The following is a 3,221-nucleotide window of genomic DNA, read 5'->3' as shown; positions in this document are numbered from 1 at the left end:
CGGCCCAGCGCCCCTTCGTCCGGATCGCGGGCCTGCAGGGCGAACCACTTGTCGATCACCAGCGGCTCGGACTTCCAGCGGTCCTGGAAATCGGTGAGCGCGGCCTCGAACGCGGGCCCTCCGATCAGCATGAGGGCGGAGAGCCCGCCCATGGCGTCGGTCATGTTGCCCGCGGCGCGATAATGGCCGTCAGCCAGGGTGGTGGTCTCGGAGGTGGGATTGGCGGCCAGCAGCTCCAGCGCGGCGTTGCGCAGCGCGCGCCGACCGGCGGCGATGGGGTCGTCCGAGAACGGGCCCAGCTGCTGCAGTCCGGTGTGCAGCCGTTTCAGTTCGTCGGCCAGGTGGACAGCCATGCGCAGCCGCAGAGCCTTGCGCGCCTCATGCAGCGCCGCCGGGTCCACGGGCTGGCGCAGCAGGGCGAGGTCCGCCTCGGAGGGCAGCGCCAGCAACAGCGCCTTGAATGCAGCGTCGGAGGCCTGGTCCGACAGGGCCCGTCCGACCGCCTCGGCATAGCGCTCCTCGCCCACTTCGTCGGGCTTGCCGGCGGCGCGCGCGAGGATCAGCCCCGCCGCCAGCTCCTGACCGGAATCCCAGCGGTTGAAGAGGTCCGGATCGGCGGCGAGCTGCACATAACGGTCGCGGGGCGGCGCATCGCTCGACAGCACCACAGGGGCGGAGAATCCGCGCAGCGCCGAAACCACGGGCGTGGAGTCCACGCCCGTCAGGACGACGGTGGTCTCCGACCCATCGACCACCACCAGGGTCTCATCGACCGCCACGCCGTCGCGCACGAACGCCAGGGTGCGGCCCTCGTGATCCAGCAGGCCGAGGCGGATCGGGATGGGCGTCGGGCGCTTGTCGGCTTGTCCGGGCGTGGGCGGGTTGGTCTGGCGGAAGTCGAGAGTGAGCGTGCGCGCCGCCTCGTCATAGCGCGCGGACATCGAAACCCGGGGGGTCCCCGCCTGTTCGTACCAGGCGAAGAAGGCCGAAAGATCGCGCCCGGACGCTTCGGCGAAGCATTGGATGAAGGCCTCGACGGTGGTGGCGTGGCCGTCCCAGCGCTCGAAATACAGGTCCATGCCGGCCCGGAAGGCGTCGGGCCCGATCAGGGCCTTCAGCATGCCGATGACCTCCGAGCCCTTCTCGTAGATCGTGGCCGTGTAGAAGTTCTCGATCTTCTGGAAGCTGCCCGGGCGGACCGGATGGGCGAGCGGGCCCTGGTCTTCCGAAAACTGGCGGGTGCGCAGCACCTTCACCGCCTTGATCCGCGCCACCGCCTCGCCGCGCATGTCGGCGCAGAAGCCCTGTTCGCGGAAGACCGTCAGGCCCTCCTTCAGGCACAGCTGGAACCAGTCGCGGCAGGTGATCCGGTTGCCGGTCCAGTTGTGGAAGTACTCATGGGCCACCACCGCCTCGATCCGCTCATAGTCGAGGTCGGTGGCGGTGGCGGGATCGGCCAGCAGCAGGGAGGCGTTGAAGATGTTGAGGCCCTTGTTCTCCATCGCCCCGAAATTGAAGTCGCGCACCGCCACGATCATGAACAGGTCGAGGTCGTACTCGCGGCCATAGGCCTCCTCGTCCCACTTCATGGAGCGCTTGAGCGCGTCCATCGCATAGGCGGTGCGCGCCGCCATGCCGGTGTCCACATAGATGCGCAGCTCGACACGCCGACCGCTCATGGTGACGAAGTGATCTTCGAGGACATCGAGCTCGCCGGCCACCAGCGCGAACAGGTAGCTGGGCTTGGGGAAGGGGTCGTTCCAGACTGCAAAGTGTCGTCCGCCGGGCAGGGCGCCGGACTCCACGAGATTGCCGTTCGCCAGCAGCCGATGATACCGCGCATCGGCCTCGATACGGACCGTGTAGCGCGACAGCACGTCGGGCCGGTCCGGCCACCAGGTGATCTTGCGGAACCCTTCGGACTCGCACTGCGTGCAGAAGCGGCCGCCCGACATGTAGAGACCTTCCAGCGCCTTGTTGGCCTCCGGATCGATCTCGACCACCGTCTCGAGCGTGAAGGCGTCGGGCGTGTCCGGGATGGTCAGGAACAGTTCCTCGATGGTCCGTTCGCCCTCGGCCAGCACCCGGCCGTCGATGGCCACGGAGACCGGCTTCAACCGCTCGCCGTTGAACCTCAGAGGCTCGGCGTGCTCGCCGTTGCGGCGCACGCTCAGCCGCGCCGTCACCCGCGTGGCGTTGGGCTCGAGCTGGAAGGTGAGATGGACCTCATCCACCAGGAAGGCGGGCGGGCGATAGTCGGAGAGCCGGATCGGCTGGGGCGTTTCGGTGCGCATGGAGGGCATGTAGCGACTCGCCGTCCGCGACGTCAGCCCCCTAGGGTCCTCTCAACTGCGGAAAGCAGATCAACGAAACCCACGGAGGACGCTTCCATGACCGACATTCTCGACCTGGGCGGCCGCGTCGCCCTCGTGACCGGCGCCGGCCAGGGCGTCGGCCGCCAGGTGGCGCTGCAACTCGCCGACGCCAAGGGCAGCGGCGGCGTTGTGGTCAATGACTACGTGCTGGCCCGCGCAGAGGCCGTGGCCGAGGAGATCCGTGCGGCCGGCGGCAAGGCCCTGGCCCTGCAATGCGACGTTTCCGACCACGCTGCGGTGAAGGAAATGGTCGCCAAGGCCGCCGCCGACCTGGGCGTCATCGGCATCCTGGTGAACAACGCCGGCAATGCGGGCGCCAACCCCTCGGCCGAGCTCGGCAAGCCGTTCTGGGAGACCGGACCGGAAGTCTGGAACAGCTTCATCGGGGTCAATCTCTACGGTGTCATGAACTGCACCGCGGCGGTCATCCCCGGCATGCTGCAACGCCAGGCGCCCGGCCGGATCATCACCGTGATCTCCGACGCCAGCCGCTGGGGCGATGCGGGACTCGAGATCTACGCCGGCGCCAAGGCCGGCGCCGCCGGCTTCATGCGCTCCTGCGCCCGCTCGCTGGGGCGCTACGGGATCACCGCCAACTCGGTGGCCATCGCCCTGACCGCCACGCCGGCGGTGGAGCGGACGCTGAACGGCGACCCGGAGCGCCTGAAGCGCACGCTGGAGAAGTACATCGTGCGGCGCCCCGGCCGGCCGGACGACATCGCCAACATGGTCCAGTTCCTGGCCTCGGACGCGTCGAGCTGGATCACCGGCCAGGTCTATCCGGTCAACGGCGGGTTCTCGTTCGCGCTGTAGGACGTCCGAGCGTGTGAGAGGAGGCCTCAACCT

Annotated in this window: 2 protein-coding genes; one reads left to right on the top strand and one right to left on the bottom strand. The window is 68.7% G+C overall.

Annotated features, from left to right (window positions below; all coding sequences use genetic code 11):
- The coding region (gene pepN / locus ACIQ3R_RS16675; protein ID WP_397419977.1) for an aminopeptidase N at positions 1–2,294 on the bottom strand (2,294 nt) is incomplete at its 3' end.
- A 96-nt stretch (positions 2,295–2,390) separates the two neighbouring features.
- Here pepN and ACIQ3R_RS16670 point away from each other — a divergent pair.
- Positions 2,391–3,188, top strand: a complete 798-nt coding sequence (locus ACIQ3R_RS16670; RefSeq protein ID WP_397419976.1) for an SDR family NAD(P)-dependent oxidoreductase — start codon at positions 2,391–2,393, stop codon at positions 3,186–3,188.
- The last annotated feature ends 33 nt before the right edge of the window (positions 3,189–3,221 follow it).

Origin of the sequence: Phenylobacterium sp., assembly GCF_044371015.1 — a bacterium.
In the GTDB taxonomy this organism is placed as follows: Bacteria; Pseudomonadota; Alphaproteobacteria; order Caulobacterales; family Caulobacteraceae; genus Phenylobacterium.
Note: the sequence above shows the minus strand (reverse complement) of the source record. Positions and strands in the feature narration are given on the sequence as shown.